Annotated in this window: 13 protein-coding genes and 2 pseudogenes; 9 read left to right on the top strand and 6 right to left on the bottom strand. The window is 71.5% G+C overall.

Annotated features, from left to right (window positions below):
* Nucleotides 1-4: 4 nt before the first annotated feature.
* Nucleotides 5-838 (top strand): annotated as a pseudogene (locus O7610_RS09870) (STM4011 family radical SAM protein); the annotation flags it as partial.
* Nucleotides 839-916: 78 nt separating this feature from the next.
* On the opposite strand, the gene O7610_RS09865 reads toward O7610_RS09870, so the two are convergent.
* A complete protein-coding gene (locus O7610_RS09865) occupies nucleotides 917-2,188 on the bottom strand; it encodes a glycosyltransferase (RefSeq protein ID WP_281550437.1) in 1,272 nt (423 codons plus the stop codon).
* A gap of 49 nt (nucleotides 2,189-2,237) precedes the next feature.
* Nucleotides 2,238-2,531, bottom strand: a complete 294-nt coding sequence (locus tag O7610_RS09860) for an antibiotic biosynthesis monooxygenase family protein (protein ID WP_278169981.1) — start codon at nucleotides 2,529-2,531, stop codon at nucleotides 2,238-2,240.
* Between the two features lie 392 nt (nucleotides 2,532-2,923).
* On the opposite strand from O7610_RS09860, the gene O7610_RS09855 reads away from it, so the two are divergent.
* On the top strand, nucleotides 2,924-3,922 hold the full coding sequence (locus O7610_RS09855; protein WP_281550436.1) for a TerC family protein: 999 nt from the start codon (nucleotides 2,924-2,926) through the stop codon (nucleotides 3,920-3,922).
* A 52-nt stretch (nucleotides 3,923-3,974) separates the two neighbouring features.
* On the opposite strand, the gene typA is transcribed toward O7610_RS09855, so the two are convergent.
* Complete coding sequence (typA, locus tag O7610_RS09850; RefSeq protein ID WP_281550435.1) at nucleotides 3,975-5,840, bottom strand: translational GTPase TypA; 1,866 nt, start codon at nucleotides 5,838-5,840, stop codon at nucleotides 3,975-3,977.
* 4 nt (nucleotides 5,841-5,844) lie between these two features.
* Nucleotides 5,845-7,992 carry an MMPL family transporter gene (locus tag O7610_RS09845; RefSeq protein WP_281550434.1) on the bottom strand — a complete coding sequence of 716 codons (2,148 nt, stop codon included), beginning with the start codon at nucleotides 7,990-7,992 and terminating at the stop codon, nucleotides 5,845-5,847.
* 125 nt (nucleotides 7,993-8,117) lie between these two features.
* Between O7610_RS09845 and O7610_RS09840 the strand changes: the two genes are divergently transcribed.
* From O7610_RS09840 to O7610_RS09825, 4 genes are all read left to right on the top strand, one after another.
* Entirely contained in the window at nucleotides 8,118-8,639 is a 522-nt protein-coding gene (locus tag O7610_RS09840; protein WP_281550433.1) for a MarR family winged helix-turn-helix transcriptional regulator, read from the top strand.
* 46 nt (nucleotides 8,640-8,685) lie between these two features.
* On the top strand, nucleotides 8,686-10,302 hold the full coding sequence (locus O7610_RS09835) for a CocE/NonD family hydrolase (RefSeq protein WP_281555622.1): 1,617 nt from the start codon (nucleotides 8,686-8,688) through the stop codon (nucleotides 10,300-10,302).
* A 419-nt stretch (nucleotides 10,303-10,721) separates the two neighbouring features.
* On the top strand, nucleotides 10,722-11,540 hold the full coding sequence (locus O7610_RS09830) for an N-acetylmuramoyl-L-alanine amidase (RefSeq protein WP_281550432.1): 819 nt from the start codon (nucleotides 10,722-10,724) through the stop codon (nucleotides 11,538-11,540).
* Nucleotides 11,541-11,650: 110 nt separating this feature from the next.
* A complete protein-coding gene (locus O7610_RS09825) occupies nucleotides 11,651-12,547 on the top strand; it encodes an SDR family oxidoreductase (protein ID WP_475050865.1) in 897 nt (298 codons plus the stop codon).
* 41 nt (nucleotides 12,548-12,588) lie between these two features.
* On the opposite strand, the gene O7610_RS09820 is transcribed toward O7610_RS09825, so the two are convergent.
* Complete coding sequence (locus O7610_RS09820) at nucleotides 12,589-13,242, bottom strand: MBL fold metallo-hydrolase (protein WP_281550431.1); 654 nt, start codon at nucleotides 13,240-13,242, stop codon at nucleotides 12,589-12,591.
* Nucleotides 13,243-13,452: 210 nt separating this feature from the next.
* Here O7610_RS09820 and rsgA point away from each other — a divergent pair.
* A pseudogene (gene rsgA / locus O7610_RS09815) lies at nucleotides 13,453-14,533 on the top strand (ribosome small subunit-dependent GTPase A); the annotation flags it as partial.
* Here the strand turns inward: rsgA and O7610_RS09810 are convergent.
* On the bottom strand, nucleotides 14,528-15,652 hold the full coding sequence (locus tag O7610_RS09810; RefSeq protein ID WP_281550429.1) for an LCP family protein: 1,125 nt from the start codon (nucleotides 15,650-15,652) through the stop codon (nucleotides 14,528-14,530). The pseudogene rsgA and the gene O7610_RS09810 overlap by 6 nt on opposite strands.
* A 405-nt stretch (nucleotides 15,653-16,057) precedes the next feature.
* On the opposite strand from O7610_RS09810, the gene uvrA reads away from it, so the two are divergent.
* The gene (uvrA, locus tag O7610_RS09805; RefSeq protein ID WP_281550428.1) at nucleotides 16,058-19,042 is read left to right on the top strand and encodes an excinuclease ABC subunit UvrA; all 2,985 of its coding nucleotides are present in this window, start codon (nucleotides 16,058-16,060) and stop codon (nucleotides 19,040-19,042) included.
* Between the two features lie 145 nt (nucleotides 19,043-19,187).
* Nucleotides 19,188-19,697, top strand: a complete 510-nt coding sequence (locus tag O7610_RS09800) for a Rieske (2Fe-2S) protein (RefSeq protein ID WP_289213106.1) — start codon at nucleotides 19,188-19,190, stop codon at nucleotides 19,695-19,697.
* Nucleotides 19,698-19,762: the final 65 nt, after the last annotated feature.

Below are 19,762 nucleotides of genomic sequence, written 5' to 3'. Positions count from 1 at the left end.
CCGGATGGACCTGAGCATCCTCTACCGGGGTCCGCTGGCCAGCTGCAACTACGACTGCCCGTACTGTCCGTTCGCCAAGCGCCGCGACGACCCGGCAACGCTGCGCACCGACCGGGTGGCGCTCGACCGGTTCGTCGACTGGGCCGTGCGTAATCCGCACGACGATCGGATCTCGGTGCTGTTCACCCCGTGGGGCGAGGCGTTGACCCGATCCTGGTACCGGCGGGCGCTGCTGCGGCTGGCCGGGCTGCCGCAGGTGGGCCGGGTGGCGATCCAGACCAACCTGGCCGCCCGGCTGGATTTTCTGGCCGAGGCCGACACCGACCAGCGTCGCCGGCTGGCGTTCTGGGCCACGTACCACCCGGGCCAGGTCGACCGGGAGGTCTTCCTGCGCCGCTGCGGCACGCTGCGTACCGCCGGGGTGCGGTTCTCGGTAGGGGTCGTCGGCCTGCCCGAGCACCTGGCGGCCGCCCGGTCGCTGCGGGCCGCGCTGCCGGCCGAGGTCTACCTCTGGGTCAACGCCGCCGACGGGCACCGCTACGACTCCGCCCAGCAGCGGGCGTGGACCGAGCTCGACCCGCTGTTCGGCTACAGCGTGCACCCGCACCCGTCGGCCGGGCGGTCGTGCCGCACCGGGGAGTCGGTGGTCTCGGTCGACGGGTCCGGCACGGTACGCCGGTGCCACTTCGTCGCCGAACCGCTGGGCAACCTCTACGACGGCTCCTACCGGGCCGCACTGCGCCCGCGCCCCTGCCCACTGGTCTCGTGCGACTGTCACATCGGCTACGTGCATCTGCGGGAGCTGCCGCTGTACGACGTCTTCGCCGGCGGCGTCCTGGAACGCATCCCGCACGCCTCCCCGATACGGCGTCGGAGGTCGCAGGGGTGGCCGGGCCGGGCGCCGCTGCGGATCCGGTCAGCGGCGGGTGACCCGGTCGACGGCGTGCAGCACCGCGGCGTGCCCGTCCTCGGCGGCAATCCGGGCCGCGAGGTGCCGGGCCCGTTCGGCGTACGTGGGCCGGTCGAGCACCGTGCGGATGGCGTCGGCCAGCCGGTCGGCGGTGAGCCGTCGGGCCGGCAGCGGCTCGGCGGCGACTCCGAGACGCGTCAGCCGGGCGGCCCAGAACGGCTGGTCGGCGATGAGCGGCACGGTCACCGCCGGCACCCCGGCCCGTAGCCCTGCGGCGGTGGTGCCGGCTCCCGCGTGGTGGACCACCGCCGCCACCCGGGGCAGCAGCCAGTCGTGCGGTACGTCGCCGACCGCGAGGACGCCGTCGTCGCTGACTGGGCGGGCGCCGTCGTAGCCGACCCGCAGCCCGCCCCAACCGGCCTGCACGATCGCGCGTACGCCGGCCCGGCGCAGCGCCGTACCGATCAGTGTCGGAAGTGACGCGTCGAGCACCGCCATGCTGCCGAAGGTGATCAGCACCGGCGGCGGGCCGGCGTCCAGGAATCCGGTCAGCTCCGGCGGGGGAGTCCAGTGCGGATCGGTGGCCGGCCACCAGTAGCCGACGACCTCCAGCCCGGGGCGCCAGTCGGCTGGTCGGGGGAGCACGCTCGGACTGAACCCGTGCAGCACCGGCCAGCCTGAGCGCCTGGCCTGCCGCAGCAGAGCGGCCAGCGGGACCGGCGGCAGGCCGAGCCGGTGGCGCAGCCGCCGCGAGGAGTGGTCGTACGCCCGGGCACTGGCCGCCTCGGCGCCACGCCCCAGCGCCCGGTTGCCGACCGGCCCGAAGGACCGGTCGCCGAGCAGCACCGGCGGGAAGTCGCCGGTCGGTGCGACCGGTTGCAGGAAGACCCCGATGCTCGGGATCGCGTGTCGCTGTGCCACCGAGTAGCCCAGCGGCGCGGTCGTGGTGGCCAGCAGCAGCACATCGGCGTCGGTGCCGACGTCGGCCAGCCCGGTCGCGAGGTCGTCGAGGTAGCGCCGGCCCTGCCGGACGAACTCGGCGGTGCCGCGCAGCCCACCGCCGAGCCGGTGCAGCCGCCGCCCGCCGGGGGTGAGTTGGGCGGCGTACGGGTCACCCGGCAGCGGCCGGAAGTCGAGGCCGCTGCCGGTCACCAGCGCGTCGAAGGTGCCGTGGGTCGTCACGGTGACCCGGTGGCCGGCGGCGAGCAGTGCCTGCCCCAGCCCGGTGTACGGTGCGACGTCGCCCCGGCTACCAGCGGTCACGATCTCTATCCGCACCGCGGGCTCCGACGTGCTCCGGACCGGCCGGACACCGGCAGGGTCCGGGTCACGCCGGCAGGTCGACGAAGTGTTCGACCACCGGCGGCGCGGCGAAGTACGGACCGATCAGTTCCCGCCACCGCAGGTACCGGTCGGTGGCGCGGAAGTTCTGCTCGTGCGCGTCGACAGAGTCCCATTCGACCAGCAGTACGAACCGGCTGGGACTCTCCACCCCCCGGGTCATCCGCACCGACCGGCAGCCGTCAGTGGTGGCCAGCAGGTGGCGGCCGGCAGCGTACGCTGCGGCGAAGTCGGCTTCCCGGCCGGGCTGGACATCGACCAGCGCGATCTCAAGCACCATGGCGGCAGCCTGCCACACGGCTGCGCCCGGACCGGCCCGAGGGGCCGGCTGAGGCCGGCGTGCCACCGCTTCGAGAACCATCTAGCCTCCTAGGACGCCTTCAGAAGTTGTGCTTGTCGTCACCGGTGACCCGCCCGGTGTGTCGTTTGCCCGGTAGTTGCGCGACAATGACGCAGGAGGAGGGGAGTATTCCCTCGCGCTGGTGTCGTCAGCACGGTTGGACCGCATGGTGGACCGACCCGGCACCTGCGGTCGTCGTCCCCGAAGCAGACAGTTCGGTGGATGGTGGCGGAAGAGACCTCCGTCAGTCACTGCTGTGCGCATCTCCACGAAGACCGGGGCAGCCCGTCCCGGTTCCGGTCGGCGGTGCCCTGTGTCTGCCGGAGGTCCGAGTGAACATCCCAGCCTGGGTTTGGCTGGTCAGCCTGGTCGTACTGACCGCGGTGCTGATCGCCGACCTGTTGATCATCGTCCGGCGGCCGCATGAACCGAGCATGCGCGAGTCAGCCGGCTGGACCGTCTTCTACATCGTGCTCGCGGTGATCTTCGGCCTCGGGGTGTGGGCCACGTCCGGCGGGCGGTACGCCGGCGAGTTCTTCGCCGGCTACGTCACGGAGAAGAGCCTTTCCGTCGACAACCTCTTCGTCTTCGTGATCATCATGGGCCGGTTCGTGGTGCCCCGGAAGTACCAGCAGAAGGTGCTGCTGGTCGGCGTCGTGCTGGCGCTGGTGCTGCGAGGCGGGTTCATCGCGGCAGGCGCCGTGCTGATCTCCCAGTTCTCCTGGGTGTTCTACATCTTCGGCGCTTTCCTCATCTACACTGCGATCGGTCAGCTACGCCAGCCCGAGACGACCGACGAGTTCTCCGAGAACGCGGTGATCCGGTGGAGCCGGCGGGTGCTGCCGGTCTCCGGCTCGTACGACGGTGGGCGGCTGACCACGGAGACCGAGGCCGGCCGGCGGATGTTCACGCCGATGCTGATCGTCATGATCGCGATCGGCGTCACCGACCTGATCTTCGCGCTCGACTCGATCCCGGCGATCTTCGGCATCACCCAGGAGCCGTACCTGGTCTTCACCGCCAACGTCTTCGCGTTGATGGGGCTGCGGCAGCTCTACTTCCTGCTCGGCGGCCTGCTGGAACGGCTGGTCTACCTCAGCTACGGCCTGGCTGTGGTGCTGGGCTTCATCGGGGTGAAGCTGGTGCTGGAGGCGTTGGCCGACAACACCCTGTTCTTCGTCAACGGTGGCGATCCGGTCGGCTGGGCACCGCACATCCCGATCTGGCTGTCGCTGACCGTCATCTTCGTGACCCTGCTGGTCACCACGGTGGCCAGCCTGGTCAAGACGTCCCGGGACCGTAAGCGGGAGCTCGCCGACATCGTCAAGTGACCGACACCGCCGGTGGAACCCCCGTGCCGAGGGCTCCCACCGGCAGTGCGGTTCAGCTCTGGTGCTTGCGGCGGGCCGCCGCCCGGGCCCGTGCGGTCTGGTCGAGGATCACCTTGCGCAACCGTACCGCCTCGGGGGTGACCTCGACGCACTCGTCCTCGCGGCAGAACTCCAGCGCCTGCTCCAGGGAGAGCTTGCGGGGCGGCACCAGCCGCTCCAACTCGTCGGCGGTCGACGAACGCATGTTCGTCAGTTTCTTCTCTTTGGTGATGTTGACGTCCATGTCGTCGGCGCGGGAGTTCTCGCCGACCAGCATGCCCTCGTACACCGGGGTGCCCGGTTCGACGAAGAGCGAGCCGCGTTCCTGCAGGTTGAACATGGCGAAGCTGGTCGCCACGCCGGTCCGGTCGGCGACCAGTGATCCGGTGGGCCGGGTCCGCAGCTCGCCGAACCACGGCTCGTAGGACTCGAAGACGTGGTGCAGGATGCCGGTGCCGCGGGTCTCGGTGAGGAACTCGGTCCGGAACCCGATCAGCGCGCGGGCCGGTACCAGCCACTCCATCCGGATCCAACCGGTGCCGTGGTTGACCAGCTGCTCCATCCGGCCCTTCCGGGTGGCCAGCAGCTGGGTGATCGCGCCCAGGTACTCATCGGGGGCGTCGATGGTCAGCCGCTCCACCGGCTCGCAGACCCGTCCGTCGATCTCCCGGGTGACCACCTGCGGCTTGCCGACGGTCAGCTCGTACTGCTCGCGGCGCATCTGCTCGACCAGGATGGCCAGCGCCAGCTCACCACGGCCCTGCACCTCCCAGGCGTCCGGGCGTTCGGTGGGCAGCACCCGCAGCGACACGTTGCCGATCAGTTCCCGGTCCAGCCGGTCCTTGACCAGCCGGGCGGTCACCTTCGACCCCTTGACCTTGCCGGCCAACGGTGAGGTGTTGGTGCCCAGGGTCATCGAGATCGCCGGCTCGTCGACGGTGATCAACGGCAGCGGGCGGGGGTCGTCCGCGTCGGCCAGGGTCTCGCCGATCATGATGTCCGGGATGCCGGCCACCGCCATGATGTCGCCCGGGCCGGCGGCCTCGGCGGGCTTGCGTTCCAGTCCCTCGGTCATCAGCAGTTCGGAGATGCGGACCTTCTGCAGGCTGCCGTCGGTGCGGCACCAGGCGACGGTCTGGCCCTTGCGGATGGTGCCTTGCCGGACCCGGCACAGCGCCAGCCGGCCCAGGAACGGCGAGGCGTCGAGGTTGGTCACGTGCGCCTGCAACGGCGCCTCCGGGTCGAAGGCCGGTGCCGGGATCGTCTCCAACAGGGTACGGAACAGTGGCTCCAGGTTGTCGCTGTCGTCCGGCACCGCGCCGCCGGCCGGCTGGGTCAGCGAGGCGACGCCGTCGCGGGCGCAGGCGTACACGATCGGGAAGTCGATCTGGGCCTCGTCGGCGTCGAGGTCGAGGAAGAGTTCGTAGGTGTCGTCGACGACCTCTTTGATCCGCGCGTCCGGCCGGTCCACCTTGTTGATCACCAGGATGATCGGTAGCCGGGCCTGCAGTGCCTTGCGCAGCACGAACCGGGTCTGCGGCAGCGGCCCTTCGCTGGCGTCGACCAGCAGCACCACGCCGTCGACCATGGTGAGGCCGCGTTCCACCTCGCCGCCGAAGTCGGCGTGCCCCGGGGTGTCGATGATGTTGATGACGACCGGGTCGCCCTGGTCGGGCACGTAGCTGATCGCGGTGTTCTTGGCCAGGATGGTGATGCCCTTTTCGCGCTCCAGGTCCATGGAGTCCAGCGCCCGGTCGGGCAGTTCGGCGCGGGCGTGCAGCTGGCCGCCTTGGCGCAGCATCGCGTCAACCAGCGTGGTCTTGCCGTGGTCGACATGCGCGATGATGGCCACGTTACGGAGATCGGAGCGGGTCTGCATGCTCCTATCCTCCGGCATCGGCGCGCCGGCCCGGCATCGGGTCGGCCCTGGCCGGCTTCGGCGTCGGGTCGGCCCTGACCGGCACCGGCTCCGGGACGCGGTGGTGGCCGAGCGCGCTCGGCCACCAGAACCGTCGGCCGAGCACCATCGCGATCGCCGGCACCAGCAGCGTCCGGACCAGCAACGTGTCGAGCAGTACGCCGAACCCGACGATCACCCCGATCTCGGTCAGGGTGACCAGCGGCAGCACGCCGAGGACGGTGAAGACCGCGGCGAGCAGGATGCCGGCGCTGGTGATCACCCCGCCGGTGACGGCGAGCGCGGTCCGCATGCCCTGCCGGGTGCCGTCGACGGCCGCCTCCTCCCGGGCCCGGGTGGTGAGGAATATGTTGTAGTCGACACCCAGGGCGACCAGGAACAGGAACGCCAGCAGCGGCACGCTGGTGTCCAGCGCCGGGTAGCCGAGCACCTGGGTGAACAGGGTGGTAGCCGCGCCGACGGCGGCGAAGAAGGTGGCGACGACCGTACCGACCAGGATCAGCGGCGCGACGATCGACCGGAGCAGCACGATCAGCACCGCCAGCACCACCACGAGCACCAGTGGGACGACGACCCGCAGGTCACGCAGGGCGGCGTCGCGGGTGTCCAGGTTCGCGGCCACCGAGCCGCCGACGAGGGCGTCGGCGGCTGGTACCGAGTCGAGCGTGGCCCGCAGGTCCCGGATGGCGCGGTAGCTTTCCGCGCTGTCCGGTTCGGCGCGTAGCACCACCTCGACGACGGCGAGGTCGTCGGTGCCGCCAGCCGGTCGGGCGCTGGTGACTCCGTCGACCGTTTCGGCGGCGGCGAGCACCGCGGGTGCCTGGGCGGCATTGGCGACGACGATCACCGGGTCGGCGGCCCCGGGTGGGAAGGACCGGGACAGGGTGGCCAGCCCGTCGATGGATTCGGCGCTGACCCGGAACTGTTCGGTCTTGCTCAGCCCGATCCGGGCGTCGAGCAGGCCGGTGGCCAGCACGGCGAGCAGCAGCAGTGACCCGGCGAGCACGGTGCGGGGTCGGCGGCTGACCAGGGCGCCGGCCCGGGCCCAGATGCCGCTGCGGGTGGGGTCGGGCTGGCCGGGGCGGGGGACGAACGGCCAGAACAGGCCACGTCCGCAGACGGACAGGGCAGCGGGCAGCACGATCAGGCCGTACAGCATGGCGGTGGTGATGCCGACGGCGCCGGCGACGCCGATCGCGCGGTCGTTGGCGAGTACGGCGGCGAGCAGGGTGAGCAGGCTGAGCACGACGGTCAGGGCGCTGGCGGTGATCGCCGGCCCGGCGGAGCCCAGCGCGCGGCGCAGGGCTCGGCGGCGGTCGGGTTCGCGGCGCAGTTCCTCGCGGTAGCGGGCGATCAGCAGCAGGGCGTAGTTGGTGCCGGCGCCGAAGACGAGGACGTCGACGATGCCGGTGGTGGAGGGGTCGATCCGCAGGTCGACGGCGCGGCTGACGATGGCGATGAGTCCGTTGCTGACCACATCGGCGGTGCCGACCACGGCGAGCGGCACCAGCCACAGCCAAGGGCTGCGGTAGGTGATCAGCAGCAGTGCGGCGACGACGGCGACGGTGGCGGCGAGCAGGGTGACGTTGGCGCCGTCGAAGGCGGCGGCGACGTCGGCGGTGAAGCCGGCACCGCCGGTGAGTTCGGCTTTGGCGCCGGTGGGAAGTCCGGCGCGGGCCTCGGCGCGGAGCCGGTCGACGACTTCGCCGAGGCGTTCGATGTCGATCTCGGCGGGTAGTGGGACGGCGACCAGGGCGGCGGTGCGGTCGGGGGCGTACACCGGTGGGCCGACGTCGCCGACGGCGTCGCGGGCGAAGGCCGCGCGGTCGGCGGTGATCGCGGCGTCGTCGTCGGCGGTCAGCGGGGCACCGCCGCGGGAGTAGACGACGAGGGCCGGGTTGAGCTGCCCGCCGGGTAGTTGCCGGCGCAGTTCGGCGACCTGGACGGACTCGGCGGAGTCGGGCAGCGCCCCGGTGGGGTCGTCACCGGTGCGGGGGTCACCGGCGAAGCCGATCACCACGGCGGAGAAGGCCGCTGCGGTGAGCAGGACCAGCCAGGCGGTCCACCGGCCGCAGATGATGCCGGTGAGCCGGGTGCCGAGCGGTGTGGGCATGTTTGCACCTCGTTCGTCGCCGATTGGGCGGGTACCAAATCTCACGGCCATCCAGTATCTCGTTCATCAAGACTATAGCCGGGCTGGGATAGGGTCGTGTCAGGACATGGATCGGAGGGCACACGGTGGGCGCCGGTGTATGGGGGACCCGGCCGAGCGGTCGGCCAGCGGTGGTGGCGGAGATCATCCGCCGGTTGCGCAGCTACACCGTCGATGCCGGCCACGTCGGTCATGCCTTCGCCGCGCTGCACGACCTGCACGCCACCGACCTGCAGGCGCTGATCGCGGTGATGGACGCCGAACAGAGCGGCGAACCGATTACCCCGGGCGGCCTGGGCGCACACCTCAACTTGACCTCCGGCTCGGTCACCGCACTGGTGGACCGGCTGGAGCGGGCCGGACACCTCTACCGCGACCGGGACCCGGACGACCGGCGCAAGGTGCGGCTGCGGTACGCGGCCGAGGGTGCCACCCTGGCCCGCGAGTTCTTCGCCCCGCTGGGCCGGCGTACCGACGCCGTGATGGCCGACTTCACCGACGACGAGTTGGAGACGGTCCGCCGGTTCCTGACGGCGATGGGCGAGTCAACCCGGGAGCACCGAGACGAGGTGCGCGCGGCCGCCCGGGACGGTGGCCGTGGGCGCTGACGGCGTAGCCGGCGGCCGGCCCGATCGGCGGCACGGTGTCGCCGGCCTGCGGCGGTTCGGGATCCCGGGCCTGCGGCGGTTCGGAACCGGGGGTCCGTCGCGGGTGCGGATCCGGCGCGACCTCGCCGTGCGGACCCGCGACGGGTTGCGGCTGCGGACCGACCACTATCGGCCGGTGGGTGCGGGCACCGCGCCGACCGTGCTGATCCGGACCCCGTACGGTCGAGGCGGTCCGGTCCGGCTGCTCGGTCTGCTGTTCGCCCGCCGTGGCTGGCACTGCGTCGTCCAGTCCTGCCGGGGCACGTTCGGGTCCGACGGGCTGTTCGAGCCGCTGCTGCACGAGCAGGCCGACGGGCTGGACACCCTGGAGTGGCTGCGCCGGCAACCCTGGTACGACGGCCGGCTCGGCACCTTCGGCATCTCCTACCAGGGCTTCGGGCAGTGGGCCACGGCCGCCCACGCCGGCGACGACCTGCGGGCGATGGTCGCGGTGGTCACCGCCGCGCAGACCCGCGACTCCACGTACGCCGGCGGGGGCTTCTCGCTGGACACGGTGCTGACCTGGGCGGAGCTGATGTCGGCCCAGCAGGTGCCGTGGCTGAGCCGCCAGCGTGAGCTACGCCGTGGCCTGCCCCGGCTGACCGCAGGTCTGGCGCACCTGCCACTGGCCGAGGCCGACCGGGTCGCGACCGGCGCCACCGTGCCGTTCTTCCAGGAGTGGCTCACCCAGCACCGTCCGGCGGCACCGTACTGGCTGCCCCGCACCTTCCACCGCGAGGTCGCCCAGGTCCGGGCCCCGGTGTCGATGGTGACCGGTTGGCACGACATCTTCCTGCCGGCCCAGTTGGCCGACTACGCGGCGTTGCGGGCGGCCGGCCGGCGGCCCCGGCTCATCGTCGGGCCGTGGACGCACGGCAGTCCCGGACTGTTCGTCACGGCGTACCGGGAGGCGGCGGAGTTCTTCGCGACCCATTTCGGCGAGGGGCCCGCCGCGTCCGGGCACCGGCCGGTGCGGGTGCACGTCGCCGGGGCCGGGTGGCGTGACCTCGCCGACTGGCCGCCGCCGGTGACGACCACCGGGTGGTACCTGTGGCCGGGCGGTCGGCTGGGCCGGTCGGTGCCGCCCCGGTCGGCGCCGGACCGGCACCGCTACGACCCGGCCGCACCGACTCCGGCGGTGGGCGGGCCGATGCTGATCGCCCAGCACGCCGGGGTGCGCGACAACCGGGGGCTGGAGGCCCGCCCGGACGTGCTGACCTACACGAGCGGGCCGTTGGACCGGCCGGTGGAGCTGATCGGCCCGGTGACGGCCGAGGTGTACGTCCGCTGCAGCGTCGCGTACTTCGACGTGTTCGTCCGGCTGTGCCGCGTCGACCTGCGCGGTAGATCCTGGAACATCTGTGATGGTCTGTCCCGGGTGGATGGCGAGGCGGGCGGCGAGGTGGTCCGGGTGCCGGTGACCCTCTGGCCGACCGCCTGCCGGCTGGCAGCAGGAGAGCGGTTACGGGTGCAGGTCAGCGGTGGCGCGCATCCGCGGTGGGCGAGGAACCCGGGATCTGGTGAGCCGCTGGGTACCGCCGCGCGGCTGCGGAGCAGCGAACGGTGGATCTTCCACGACCCGCAGCGGCCGTCGGTGGTCTGGTTGCCGGTCACACAGGACTGAGGATCTTCCGGCGGCGGGCCGGTGTCATCCGGCCAGAGTCGGCAGCGACTCACACCCTGCGCATCGTTGCCAATACTCAGAGTTATTCGCCCTGGTCAGGAGCTTGCTAGTCACGCTATTCTCGATACATGGCACCGTCGGGAGGGCGTCGGTCACCAGGACTGACGACACCGGGAGGACCGGAGTCGAGTCGTCGCCGGACGTGCCAGTCGAGGTGAGTCACCGGCCTGGCCAGCTGGTGCGCACAGTGGACCTGATGTCGCGGCGGCGCCCGCACCGGCGAGCGGAACCGCCCCGGTGAGCGGGGCCACCCGGCAGGCGGCGGCCGAGCCGGTCCACGGTCCCACGTTCCTCCGACGTCGACCGGAATCGATCCACCCACCCACCCATCCGCCGGCTGGGAAAGGAGGCACCACCACATGGGAATCTGGACCGATCTCGCTACCTGGCGGGGTCCCACCGTGAACAGCGGCAACGGCACCGGTGCGTTGAACGAGCCGGAGGACCGCCTCGACGCGCACCACGGCATCGTGGTGCACATCGCCGCCGGATACTTCGAGGGCACCATCGCCTGGCAGCGCAACCCCGCGTCGCGGGTGTCGTCGCACTTCGTCGTGGCCAAGGACGGGCGCATCGCGCAGATGGTCGACACCGAGATCCGGGCGTGGACACAGCGGGCGGGCAACCGCACCTGGCTCAGTATCGAGAACGAGGGGTTCCTGCCGGACCGGCTCACCGCACCCCAGCTGGAGGCGAACGCCCAACTGCTGGCCCGATCACACCTCGAACACGGCGTGCCGGTCCGCAACGCGAACAGCCCGCGCGAACGCGGACTGGGCCACCACAGCATGGGTGCCGAGAACGGCTTCGACTGGGGACACAGCCAGTGTCCCGGTCCGGCAATCGTCGCTCAGAAACCGACGATCGTCGCCCGAGCAGCGCAGATCGTCACCGCGATCCGACCGCCGGTACCACCCCGACCACGATGGATTATCGACGACCTCGACGACCCGGGAGACACCGTCATGTACCTCGTGCAGTGCACCATCCAGACCCCGAACCCGATCTACGTCGTGCACGACAGCGGCAAGGTCCGGCACATCGGGCCCGCCGAACTCGCGTTCCTGCGCAGCCTCAGCGGCGAGGACGAGGTGCCCACCATCACCGAGTCCGACCCGGCGGCCTGCTCCCGGTTGCTGGCCGAGGCCCGGGTCGCCCAGGGCTTCCTGCAGAACTGAGCGGTCGGCGATTGGGTTCGGGAACCGGCAGGCGGTTTCGGTCCGGGGTGGTGTGGGTACGGCTGCGGTGTTCACACCCGTTGCGCCCGTACCGTGAGGAGCGAACGATCATGGCCGACCAGCACAGCCGGCAGGATCCGACGGAGCAGTACGGTCAGCGGCGGGGGCAGCCGGTGCAGAAGCAGCCGCCACCGGGCACCGGGGTCAGGATGGACCCGCCGCCGGACCACGGCGAGGAGAGTTACCGCGGCTCCGGCAGGTTGACCGACCGGCGGGCGGTGATCACCGGCGGGGACTCGGGGATCGGTCGCGCGGTGGCGCTCGCGTTCGCCCGGGAAGGTGCCGACGTCGTGCTGTCGTACCTGCCGCAGGAGGAGCGCGACGCCCGGGAGACGGTCCGGCTGGTCGAGTCGGCCGGCCGGCGGGCGGTGCCGGTACCGGGCGACATCACCACCGAGCATCAGTGCGTGGAGCTGGTGCGACGCGCCGTCGAGGAGCTCGGCGGCATCGACATTCTGGTCAACAACGCCGGGTACCAGATGGCGCAGGAGAAGGGGATCGCGGAGATCTCCACCGAGCAGTTCGACCGGGTGCTGAAGACCAACCTGTACGCGTTGTTCTGGATCTGCAGGGCGGCCGTGCCGCACATGCCGCCGGGGTCCAGCATCATCAACACGTCGTCGATCCAGGCGTTCGATCCGTCGCCGTCGTTGTTGGACTACGCGACCACCAAGGCGGGCATCGTGAACTTCACCAAAGGGCTGGCGGCGAACCTGGTCGACCAGGGGATCCGGGTGAACTCGGTGGCGCCCGGGCCGGTCTGGACGCCGTTGATTCCGGCGACCATGCCGCCGGAGGCGGTGGGCAAGTTCGGCACCACGTCGCCGATCGGTCGGCCGGCGCAGCCGGCGGAGCTGGCCCCGTCGTTCGTCTTCTTCGCCTCGCAGGAGTCCAGCTACACGACCGGCGAGGTGCTCGCCGTGACCGGCGGTCGCCGCACGATCTGACCGTCGCCGCGTCGCCGCGTCGCCGCGTCGCCGGTGACGGGTCACCAACCGCGGGTCCGCCACTGTGGCAGCGCCGGACGCTCGGCACCGAGCGTGGAGTCCTTCCCGTGACCGGGGTAGAACCAGGTGTCGTCGGGCAGCCGGTCGAACAGCTTGCGCTCGACGTCGTCGATCAGAGACAGGAAGTTGCGCCGGTCGCCGCGGGTGTTGCCGACCCCGCCGGGGAACAACGCGTCGCCGGTGAACAGGTGCGCCACCCCGCGCGGATCCCGGTAGAGCAGGGCGACCGAGCCGGGCGTGTGCCCGACCAGGTGGACGACCTCCAGTTCACAGTCGCCGACCGCGACCCGGTCGCCGTCGGTGATGGTGGCGGTGACCAGGGGCAGCCCGTCGGCGTCGGCCGGGTGGGCGAGCGAGGCGGCCCCGGTCGCGGCGGCCACCTCCTCCAGCGCGACCCAGTGGTCCATGTGCTGGTGGGTGGTGACCACGGCGGCGAGCCCGGCCGGCCCGATCAGCTCCAGCAGCCGGGGTGCCTCGTTCGCCGCGTCGATCAGCACCTGCTCGCCGGTGCTGGTGCAGCGCAGCAGGTAGGAGTTGTTGTCCATCGGCCCGACCGCGATCTTGGTGATGGTGAGCCCGGTCAGCTCCCGGACGTCCGGCGCGCCGCCGACGGTGACATCTCCCTGGTAGGGCACCGGAACCTCCTGCTGGTCGTGGCTGGGCGGAATTGGCTTTCCCCGGCTGCCGTCAGAAGGCTACCGTTGCCGTGACGCGTCAGGCAGAGCTCTCCGGAGGGAGGTGGTGGTGACCGTGACTGTCCCCTGCGGTCCGTCCGCCTCTCCTTCCCACCGGGGTCGTCCGGCCGGTCCGGCCGGCGGGCACCCCACGACCTGACAAGGGTTCCCATGACGTTCGATCTCGCGTCCCTCGGCTGGGACGCCTTCCACGACCGTGCCCTGCCGGCTCCCGACACCGACCACCAGCCCGGCCGGGTGGCCCGGGTGGACCGCGGGGTGTGCACCGTACTGGTGGCCGACGGACCGATGCGGGCCAGTGTCGCCGGCGCGGTCCTCACCGCCGCCGCGTCCGACCCGGTGGCCCTGCCCTGCGCCGGCGACTGGGTGCTGGTGCGGACCTGGCCGGACGAGCGGACCACCGTCGAGCAGGTGCTGCCCCGGCGGACCGCGCTGGTGCGCCGTACCGCCGACAAGGACTCCACCGGGCAGGTGCTCGCCGCCAACGTCGACACGGCCGCCGTCGTCGAACCGATGCACCCGGCACCCGACCTGGGCCGCATCGAACGCTTCCTGGCGTTGGCCTGGGAGTCCGGCGCCGAGCCGGTGGTCCTGCTGACCAAGTGCGACGCGGTGGCCGACCCGGCGGCGGTGGGCGACCAGGTGTCCGCCGTGGCACCGGGCGTACCGGTCATCGCGGTCAGCGCGCAGCGCGGTGACGGCATCGACGAGGTGTCCCGGCTCGCGGCGCCCGGCCGCACCCTGGGGCTGCTGGGGCCGTCCGGGGCGGGCAAGTCGACGCTGGTGAATGCGCTGGCCGGCACCGAGGTGATGGGGGTGCAGGCCATCCGTCGGGTCGACGGCAAGGGCCGACACACCACCACCTACCGGGCGCTGATCCCGATCCCCGGCGGCGGGGCGGTGCTGGACACCCCGGGCGTACGGGCGGTGGGTCTGCTGGACTCCGCCGACGGCCTGGATGAGGCGTTCTCCGACGTGGCCGAGCTCGCCGCCGCCTGCCGGTTCGCCGACTGCGCGCACAGCGGTGAGCCGGGCTGCGCGGTGCGTGCCGCGATCGAGTCCGGCGACCTGCCGGTGCGCCGCTGGGAGAGTTGGCAGCGCCTGCAGCGGGAGGTCGCGCATGAGATGCGTCGCCGGGACGCGCGGCTGGCCGCCGCCGAGCGGGCCAGGTGGAAGCGGATCTCGAAGGAGAACCGGGCACGTAACCGGCAGCGGTGACGCCGGGTCAGCGGCCGGTCGGGTGTTCGCGCAGCCAGTCGTCGACGGTGTCGCCGCGGACCGCCGCGTACAGGTCGGCCGCGGCCGCGTCGTCGGGGAACACGACACTCTGCCCGGCCTGCTGACCGGTGCCCGCCGACGGCGAGGTGAGCATGGTCAGGTCGGTGCTGCGCAGCTGCCGCAGCGCCCACACCGTGTCGAACACCGAGGTGCCCTCGTCCACGGTGACCGCGTCGGCGGTGGCGCGCAGGAAGTCGTCGAGCCGGCCCGGGCTGGTGAGCAGCCCACTGCCGCTGGCCTGGTCCAGCACCGCCGCGATGATCTCCTGCTGGTGCCGCACCCGGGTGAAGTCGCCGTCGGCGAACTGCTTGCGCTGCCGGGCGTAGTCCAGCGCGGTGTCGCCGTCCATCTGCTGCAGCCCGGCGGTGAACTGCCGGTATGGCGGGTGGACCGAGGTGAACGACTCGTCGACGGCGAGTTCGATTCCGCCGACGGCGTCGATGATCTCGGCGAAGCCGGCGAAGTCGATGAGCACCACGTGGTCGATCCGGACCCCGGTGAATCCCTCCACGGTCTGCACCAGCAGCGGCGTCCCGCCGGTCGCGTACGCGGAGTTGATCTTGTCTTGGCGGCCGTCGCCGCCGTCCGGGTCCGGCACCCGGACCCAGGTGTCCCGGGGGATGGAGATCATCTGTACGCCGCCGCGGTCGGCCGGCAGGTGCGCCAGGATGATCGTGTCGGTGCGGGAACCGGAGGTGTCCGGATCCCGCGAGTCGCTGCCGACGATCAAGAAGTTCCTCGCCTGCTCGACGGCCTTGACCGGGCGTTGCGCCTCGGGCAGTGCGGTGAAGATCTCCACCTTGTCGACGTGCGACTCGACGGACCGGGCGTACAGCCACCCGGCGGCGGCGGTACCGCCGACCACCAGGATCAGCGACAGCCCTGTGACGAGCAGGGCGAGACGCAGCCAGCGGCCGCCACGGCGGCGGGAGGGCTGCTGCCCTGTCGTGCCGGGCGGCGACCCGTCGGTTTCGGGTACGGCCGCGTCGGGTTTGAGATTCGTATCGAGCATGACTCTCGCATCGGGCGTAGCGTTCGCGTCGACCGTGGCGTCGGAGACAGCGTCGGACATGGGACCAGAGGATACGGTGCCGCTGACCGGCCCGACATTGCCGGCTTGGTCGGTCCTGCCGGCCGGGTGGCAGCGGGGGCCGACCCGTCCCACCCCCCGATCGGACGGGCCGGCCCGCTGACACGTGGAGGAACCCCCTGCTCCACGCCAGGTCAATGGGTGACTTGACCAGTATGTGCAGTATGCCGGCCGATCCGGCCCGCCCGGGCGGTATCGGCGGGACTGGTTCCGGGGTACCTCGATCGGGTGACGACGTGTGTCGGGCAGAGTTGTCGGAGCCTGGGGCTACAGTTGCCGGGGCGTCGGCCAGGTCAGCTACAGACCACTGGCTAGAAGCGACGAAAATGACGATTCAGACACCCGACCAACGCAGATCTTGTGAGCCTCTACGGGAGCAGGCGGACCGTGGCCGACCGATTGATCATCCGTGGCGCGCGTGAGCACAACCTCCGCGACGTCAGCCTTGACCTGCCACGTGACGCGCTCATCGTGTTCACCGGGCTGTCCGGCTCGGGCAAGTCGAGCCTCGCGTTCGACACCATCTTCGCCGAGGGACAGCGGCGCTATGTCGAGTCGCTGTCGTCGTACGCCCGGCAGTTTCTCGGCCAGATGGACAAACCGGACGTCGACTTCATCGAAGGGCTGTCTCCGGCGGTCTCCATCGACCAGAAGTCCACCTCGCGCAACCCGCGGTCCACCGTCGGCACGATCACCGAGGTCTACGACTACCTGCGGCTGCTCTTCGCCCGGGTCGGCGAGCCGCACTGCCCGGTCTGCGGCGAGCGGATCTCCCGACAGACCCCGCAGCAGATCGTCGACCGGGTGCTGGCCATGCCCGAGGGCACCCGGTTCATGGTGCTCGCCCCGGTGGTGCGCGGGCGCAAGGGCGAGTACCTCGACCTCTTCGCCGATCTGCAGGCCAAGGGGTACGCCCGGGCCCGGGTCGACGGCGTGGTCCACCCGTTGACCGAGCCGCCGAAGCTCAAGAAGCAGGAGAAGCACACGATCGAGGTGGTCGTCGACCGGCTGACCGTCAAGGCCAGCGCCCGGCGTCGGCTGACCGACTCGGTGGAGTCGGCGCTCGGCCTCACCGGTGGCATCGTGCTGCTCGACTTCGTCGACCTCGCCGAGGACGACCCGGCCCGCGAGCGACGCTTCTCCGAGCACCTGGCCTGCCCGAACGATCATCCGCTGGCGATCGAGGACCTGGAGCCGCGGGTCTTCTCGTTCAACGCGCCCTACGGTGCCTGCCCGGAATGCGTCGGTCTGGGGACCAAGAAAGAGGTCGACGCGGAGCTGGTCGTCCCGGACGTGGAGCGCTCCCTGCGCGACGGCGCCATCCAGCCGTGGTCCGGCGGGCAGACCCAGGAGTACTTCGCCCGGCTGCTGGCCGCGCTCGGCGAGGCGGAGCACTTCGACCTGGACACCCCGTGGCGCAAACTGCCCAGCCGGGCGCAGAAGACCATCCTGTACGGCGCCGACGACCAGGTGCACGTCCGCTACCGCAACAAGTACGGCCGGGAGCGGTCCTACTACACCGGCTTCGAGGGCGTGGTGCAGTGGATCGAGCGGCGGCACACCGACACCGAGTCGGAATGGTCGCGGGAGAAGTACGAGGGCTACATGCGGGACGTGCCGTGCGGGTCGTGCGGCGGCGCCCGGCTCAAGCCCGAGGTGCTCGCGGTGACCGTGGCCGGGCGCAACATCGCCGAGGTGACCGGGCTGTCCGTCGGCGAGTGCGCCGACCTGCTGGGCGGGCTGGTGCTCACCGACCGGCAGAAGATGATCGCCGAGCGGGTGCTCAAGGAGATCAACGCCCGGCTGCGGTTCCTGGTCGACGTCGGACTGGACTACCTGTCGCTGGACCGCCCGGCCGGCACCCTGTCCGGCGGCGAGGCGCAGCGGATCCGGCTCGCCACCCAGATCGGCTCCGGCCTGGTCGGGGTGCTGTACGTGCTGGACGAGCCGTCGATCGGGTTGCACCAGCGGGACAACCACCGGCTGATCGAAACCCTGGTGCGGCTGCGCGGCCTGGGCAACACGCTGATCGTGGTCGAGCACGACGAGGACACCATCCGGACCGCCGACTGGATCGTCGACATCGGGCCGGGCGCCGGTGAGCACGGCGGCCGGATCGTGCACAGCGGGCCGGTCGACGAGCTACTGACCAGCGACGAGTCGCTGACCGGGGCGTACCTGTCCGGTCGCAGGGCGATCCCGGTGCCGGCCACCCGGCGGCCGGCGACGGCCGGCCGGGAGCTGGTGGTGCACGGCGCCCGCGAGCACAACCTGCGCAACCTGACCGTCACGTTCCCGCTCGGCCAGCTGATCGCGGTCACCGGGGTCAGCGGCTCCGGCAAGTCGACGCTGGTCAACGACATCCTCTACACCGTACTGGCCAACCAGATCAACAACGCCCGGCTGGTGCCCGGCCGGCACACCCGGATCACCGGGCTGGACCACGTGGACAAGGTCGTCGGCGTCGACCAGTCGCCGATCGGCCGTACCCCACGGTCGAATCCGGCGACCTACACCGGGGTGTTCGACCACGTCCGCCGGTTGTTCGCCGAGACGACCGAGGCCAAGGTGCGCGGCTACGGTCCGGGGCGGTTCTCGTTCAACGTCAAGGGCGGCCGGTGCGAGGCGTGCTCGGGCGACGGCACCATCAAGATCGAGATGAACTTCCTGCCGGACGTCTACGTGCCGTGCGAGGTCTGCAAGGGCGACCGGTACAACCGGGAGACCCTCGAGGTCCACTACAAGGGCCGCACCATCGCCGAGATTCTGCAGATGCCGATCGAGGAGGCTGCCGACTTCTTCGAGGCCATCCCGGCGATCCACCGGCACCTGAAGACCCTGGTCGACGTCGGCCTGGGCTACGTACGGCTCGGCCAGCCGGCGCCGACCCTGTCCGGCGGCGAGGCACAGCGCGTCAAGCTCGCCTCCGAGTTGCAGAAACGCTCCACGGGCCGGACCGTCTACGTGCTCGACGAGCCGACCACCGGGCTGCACTTCGAGGACATCCGCAAGCTGCTGACCGTGCTGGCCGGTCTGGTCGACAAGGGCAACACCGTGGTGGTCATCGAGCACAACCTCGACGTGATCAAGACCGCCGACTGGCTGATCGACATGGGGCCGGAGGGCGGGCACCGGGGCGGCACCGTGGTGGCCGCCGGCACGCCGGAGGAGGTCGCCGAGGTCGCCGAGAGCCACACCGGGGCGTTCCTGCGCCCGGTCCTGGGCCGCGCCGGCGACGCCGGTGGAGCCGCCGCCGCGTCCGCGCGGGCCGCGAAGGCCAACGGTACGCCCGGCCGGACGAAGAGCCCGACGGCCAGAGCCAAGCGCGGCACTGGTGGGCGCCGGGCGGCCGAAGCCGTCGCACAGCATTGACACAGCTCCCGTACAGCGGCGTCTACGGCTGCGTATGAATCATGGTCCTACCGTCATACCGGGATGAACCGTTCGTGACGCGTCGCCGTTTCTACTGGCGTGGCCACGGACGACCAGCCGTGGCAACTGACAGGAGGCAAGCTGAATGACTGAGCACCAGACGACGACCGACACCGGTCCGACCAGCCGCCGGGCGCTGCTGATCGGCGCAAGCGGGGTCGGAGCGACCGTGGCGCTCGCCGCCTGCGGCACCGGTACCGACGACGACCTGGGCGACGGTGCGAACGCGCCGGTCGACGCGGGCCAGCCCGCCGGCACGGACGGCGGTACGGACAGCGGAACGGACGGCGGCGGCGACACCGGGTCCGGCGGCGACGGGCTCACCACCGGCCAGGTGCCGGTCGGCAGCGGCGTCATCCTCGCCGCCCAGGGGGTCGTGGTCACCCAGCCCGCCGAGGGAGAGTTCAAGGCATTCAGCAACGTCTGCACCCACCAGGGCTGCCCGGTGGCCAACCTCGACGGTGGCACCATCAACTGCACCTGCCACTTCAGCAGCTTCTCCATTTCCGACGGCTCGGTGCTCTCCGGCCCGGCGTCGGCGCCGCTGGAGGAGAAGACCATTACCGTCGACGGCGAGACCATCTCGGTGGCCTGACGGGTCCGGTCGTCCGCGTCCGCCGGGTGCGTGCCGCCCACGCGGACGCGGACGACCGGAGCTGT

Origin of the sequence: Solwaraspora sp. WMMA2065 (genome assembly GCF_030345075.1) — a bacterium.
GTDB lineage: Bacteria > Actinomycetota > Actinomycetes > Mycobacteriales > Micromonosporaceae > Micromonospora_E.
This window is presented reverse-complemented; position numbering and strand designations above follow the sequence as displayed.